Origin of the sequence: Nocardia sp. NPDC060220, assembly GCF_042727815.1 — a bacterium.
Lineage (GTDB): Bacteria > Actinomycetota > Actinomycetes > Mycobacteriales > Mycobacteriaceae > Nocardia.
On record NZ_JBHWZY010000610.1, the window covers coordinates 1 to 4266 of the forward strand.

A 4266-nucleotide genomic window follows, 5' to 3' on the forward strand; every position below is an offset into this window, starting at 1 on the left:
CCCTGGTGGCGCAACAGCTTGTCGCCCGCGAAACTCACGTTGACCGAGGGATCCTTGCGCAGTGCAGTCGCGACCGCCTTGACGAGCAGGTCGTTCACGCTGACCTTGCTCTCGCCCGCCGCGTCCAGGGTGGCGTTGATCCGCGCGCGGAAGGCGAACAGCTCGGTCACGTCGATCGCGCTGGTCAGATAGAAGTGCGGTGCCTGCTGCTTGCTCTCGGTGAGCCGAGTTGCCGATACGCGCTGAATGTTGGTCAGCGCGACCTCCTCGAACTCCCCTGACGCCGGAACAGACTGCACGGCAACCGCACTCGCCTCAGGCGACGGTGTCGAGATGTCAGCGGGCGCCGCGACGCTGTGGGCCGCCTCCACGTCTCGTTTGGTGACCCGCCCACCAGGGCCGGTACCCACGACGGAGTCCATATCGACCTGCAACTCGCGGGCGATCTTGCGAGCGAGCGGTGAGGACTTGACCACGACCCTCGGCGAGACCGAGACGGGCTCATTGTGCGAACTACGTTGTGGTGCAGAGTCTCTGGCAGGAGAGTTGACAGCGGACGGCACGGCAACGGATGGCGTCACCGCAGCAGCGGCACCGGAATCCGCCGTCGAGGTGGTGCCGTCGCCGACGATCGCGATCGGCTCACCGATCGCGACCCGAACGCCCGGCTCGGCGAGGATCTTCTCGAGCACTCCGTCGTCGTAGGCTTCGAGTTCCATCAGCGCTTTGTCGGTTTCGATCTCGGCGACGATCTCGCCGCGGGTGATCTGGTCGCCGACCTGCTTGAGCCAGGCGGAGACGACGCCGTCCTCCATGGTGTCGGAGAGCCGGGGCATGACGATTTCGGGCATGGTCTTGTCCGTCCTGTTCCTGGTTCTCAGCGCCGCCGGCCGACAGCGGCCAAGGTTTCCGTCACGGCGGTATAGAGCGATTCCGCGGACGGCAAGGCGAGCTTCTCCAGCGGCTTGGCATACGGCAGCGGAACCTCGGCCATCGCCACACGGCGGACCGGCGCGTCGAGATAGTCGAAGGCACCGTCGGAGATGGAGGCCGCGATTTCCGCGCCGATGCCGTAGGTGAGCCAGTCGTCCTCGCCGATCACCGCGCACCCGGTCTTGCGGACCGAGGCCACGATGGTGTCGCGATCGAGCGGACGCAAGCTGCGCAGGTCGATCACCTCCACCGAAATCCCCTCGCCGGCAAGACGTTGCGCGACCTCAGTCGCGACGGTGGCCATCCGGGAATAGCCGATCAGCGTGATGTCGGTACCCTCCCGGGTGACCGCCGCCTTGCCGATCTGGACAGGCGGAAGATCCTCGGGCACTTCGCCTTTGGTGTTGTAGAGCGACAGATTCTCCAGGAACAACACCGGATCGTCGTCGGCGATCGCGGCCTTGAGCAGCGCCCGCGCATCAGCGGGAGTACTGGGCGCCACGACCTTCAGACCGGGCACGAAGGCGTAGTACAACTCGATGTTCTGCGAATGCGTCGCCCCGAGTTGCTGTCCGCCGCCACCGGGAGTCCGGATCACCATGGGCACATTGGTCTGCCCGCCGAACATGCCGTAGATCTTCGCGGCGTGGTTGACGATCTGGTCCAGCGCCAGCAGCGAGAAGTTGATCGTCATGATCTCCACGACCGGGCGCAATCCGAGCATCGCGGCGCCGATCGCCGCACCGACGAAACCTTCCTCGGCGATGGGGGTGTCGCGTACTCGCTTCTCGCCGAACTCCTCGAGCAGACCGGCGGTGATCTTGTAGGAGCCTTCGAAGACGCCGATCTCCTCACCGATCAGAAAAACGTCGTCATCGCGTTGCATCTCTTCGCGCAGGGTCTCGCGCAGCGCTTCGCGATAGGTCATGACAGGCACAGTGGAGTCCTCAGTGGGTGAAGAGCGGATCGGCAGGCAGACGGCGGGAATCGCCCGGCACCGGGGTGGCGTAGGTGTAGTCGAACAGGCTCGACGGCTCCGGATGCGGGCTCGCGTCGGCGAATTCGACGGCGGCGGCGACACCGTCGGCCACCTCACGGTCGAGATCGGCCAGCGACGCTTCGGTGAGCACACCGGCGGCGAGCAAACGCCGCTGCCACAACACGATCGGATCGTGTTCACGCACCGTGGCAACGGTTTCGGTGCTGCGGTACTTGGCGGGGTCGACCACCGAATGACCCTTGAGCCGGTAGCTCACCGCTTCGAGCAGTGCGGGTTTACCCTCCCGGCGGGCACCTTCGATGAGTTCGCTCGCCAGGTCGCGCACGGCCAGCACATCGGTACCGTCCACCCGCTCCCCGCGCATGCGATAGGCCGCGGCGCGCTTCCACAGATCCGGTTCGGCCGAGGACTTCTCGACCGTGGTCCCCATGCCGGTCTGGTTGTTGATCACCAGGAACACCACCGGCAGCCGCCACAGCGCCGCGATATTGAGCGACTCGTGGAAGGCGCCGATATTGGTGGTGCCCTCCCCCATCTGGCACACCACGACGTCGTCGCCGTCGTTGTAGTCGATAGCCAGCGCCGCGCCGATCGCCAGGGGAACCTGTCCGCCCACGATGGCGTAGCCGCCCAGCAGCCGGGTCGCGGTGTCGTACATGTGCATCGAGCCACCCCACCCCTTGGAGGTGCCGGTCGAGCGGCCGTAGAGCTCCGCCATCACGCGGCCCGGTTCGATGCCCTTGGCCAGTGCGTATCCGTGTTCGCGATAGTTGGTGAACAGGTAGTCGGTGGGGCGCATCGCCGCGCCCAGGCCGACGACCGTGGCTTCTTCGCCGAGGTTGAGATGGCAGTAGCCGCCGATCTTGGCCTGCTGGTAGCTCTGTGCGGTGCGCTCCTCGAAGCGCCGGATGAACAGCATGTCGCGGTAGAGACCACGCAGGGTCTCGGGATTCTCGGCCGCGACAGCGGAGTCGACATCCGAAGCGGGCGTGGTGGTTTCGGCCGGCTTGCGGGCAGGCTTGCTCCGCGCGGTGGTCGTGGTCATGTCGAGCTCCTCAACGCTTGCGTGGCGCGATGTGTACCGGCAGTCCGAGTCCGGCCATGGCCGCCTCCATGCCGATTTCGCCGAGAGTGGGGTGGGCGTGGATGGTGTCGGCCAACTCGTCGAGCGTGGCTTCCAGCGAGATCGCCAACGCGCCCTCGGCGATCAGATCGCTGGCGGACGGGCCGATGATGTGCACGCCGAGCACCTCCTGATGCGCTTGCCCCGCCACGATTTTGATGAACCCCTCGGTCTCGCCGAAGGTCTTGGCCCGGCCCAGTGCCGCGAACGGGAACTTGGCGGTGATCACCTCGTGGCCTGCCGCGCGAGCGGCCTCCTCCGTGAGACCGACACTCGCGATCTCCGGGTGGGTGAACGTCGCTGCCGGGATGACCGTGTAGTCGATGTGAGTGTCGTGCCCGGCGATCACCTCGGCCGCGGTGATGCCCTGGTGGGAGGCGACGTGGGCGAGCAGGGCCCGGCCGGTCACGTCGCCGATGGCGTAGACGTGCTCGACGCCGGTTCGAAGTCGGTCGTCGACCTCGATGAAACCGCGCGCGTCCGTGGCGATTCCGGCCACATCGAGACCGAGTTCGGCGGTGTTGGGGCGTCGCCCGACGCCGACGAGGACGACATCGGCGTCGAGTTCCTGTGCCGCTGGGCCGCCGACCGATACCCGCAGCGCGTCGCCCTCGGTGATCGCCGTGACGGTGGCGCCGGTGAGGACGGTGATGCCACGCTTGCGGAACGAGCGGCCGAGTGCGTCGCCGATCTCCTTGTCCTCCAACGGAACCAGGCGGTCCTGCATCTCCACGACCGTGACCTGGCTGCCGAACGTGGCGAACAGACTGGCCCATTCCGCGCCGACCGCGCTGCCGCCGATGACCACCAACCGTCGCGGTACCTCGGTCAGCCCGAACGCGCCGTCGGAGGTGACGACGCCGGGCAATCCCGCGCCCGGGATCGGTAGCCGCGCGGGGACCGAACCGGTCGCGACGATCACGTCGCGCGCGTTCACCCGGCGAATCGCCGTTCCAGCGGGCGCGGCGTAGCGGGGGCCGCCGTCGAAGATCGGTGAGGCGCCGACTTCGTGGACCTCCACGACAGTCGGTTCGACGAACCGGGCATGACCCTCGATGACCGTGACACCGTTGGCCTTCAGCAAGCCGGCTACACCGTCGGTCAGTTCTTTGACGATGGAGTCCTTGCGCTGGCGCACCGCGCCGAAGTCGTAGCGCACATTGTCGGCGAGAACGCCGAATTCCGCTGCGGTGGTGAGAGTCTGGAAGAC

Annotated in this window: 4 protein-coding genes; all 4 read right to left on the reverse strand. The window is 66.9% G+C overall.

The window, feature by feature from the left end; all coding sequences use genetic code 11:
* Window positions 1–851, reverse strand: an 851-nt coding sequence (locus ACFWF3_RS26215) for a 2-oxo acid dehydrogenase subunit E2 (RefSeq protein ID WP_379315980.1), incomplete at its 3' end; no start/stop codon positions are given.
* Window positions 852–877: 26 nt separating this feature from the next.
* A complete protein-coding gene (locus tag ACFWF3_RS26220; RefSeq protein ID WP_379315982.1) occupies window positions 878–1861 on the reverse strand; it encodes an alpha-ketoacid dehydrogenase subunit beta in 984 nt (327 codons plus the stop codon).
* A gap of 19 nt (window positions 1862–1880) precedes the next feature.
* Entirely contained in the window at window positions 1881–2978 is a 1098-nt protein-coding gene (gene pdhA / locus ACFWF3_RS26225) for a pyruvate dehydrogenase (acetyl-transferring) E1 component subunit alpha (protein WP_379315984.1), read from the reverse strand.
* A 10-nt stretch (window positions 2979–2988) separates the two neighbouring features.
* Window positions 2989–4266: dihydrolipoyl dehydrogenase (gene lpdA / locus ACFWF3_RS26230; protein ID WP_379315986.1), on the reverse strand; the 1278-nt coding region annotated here is incomplete at its 5' end.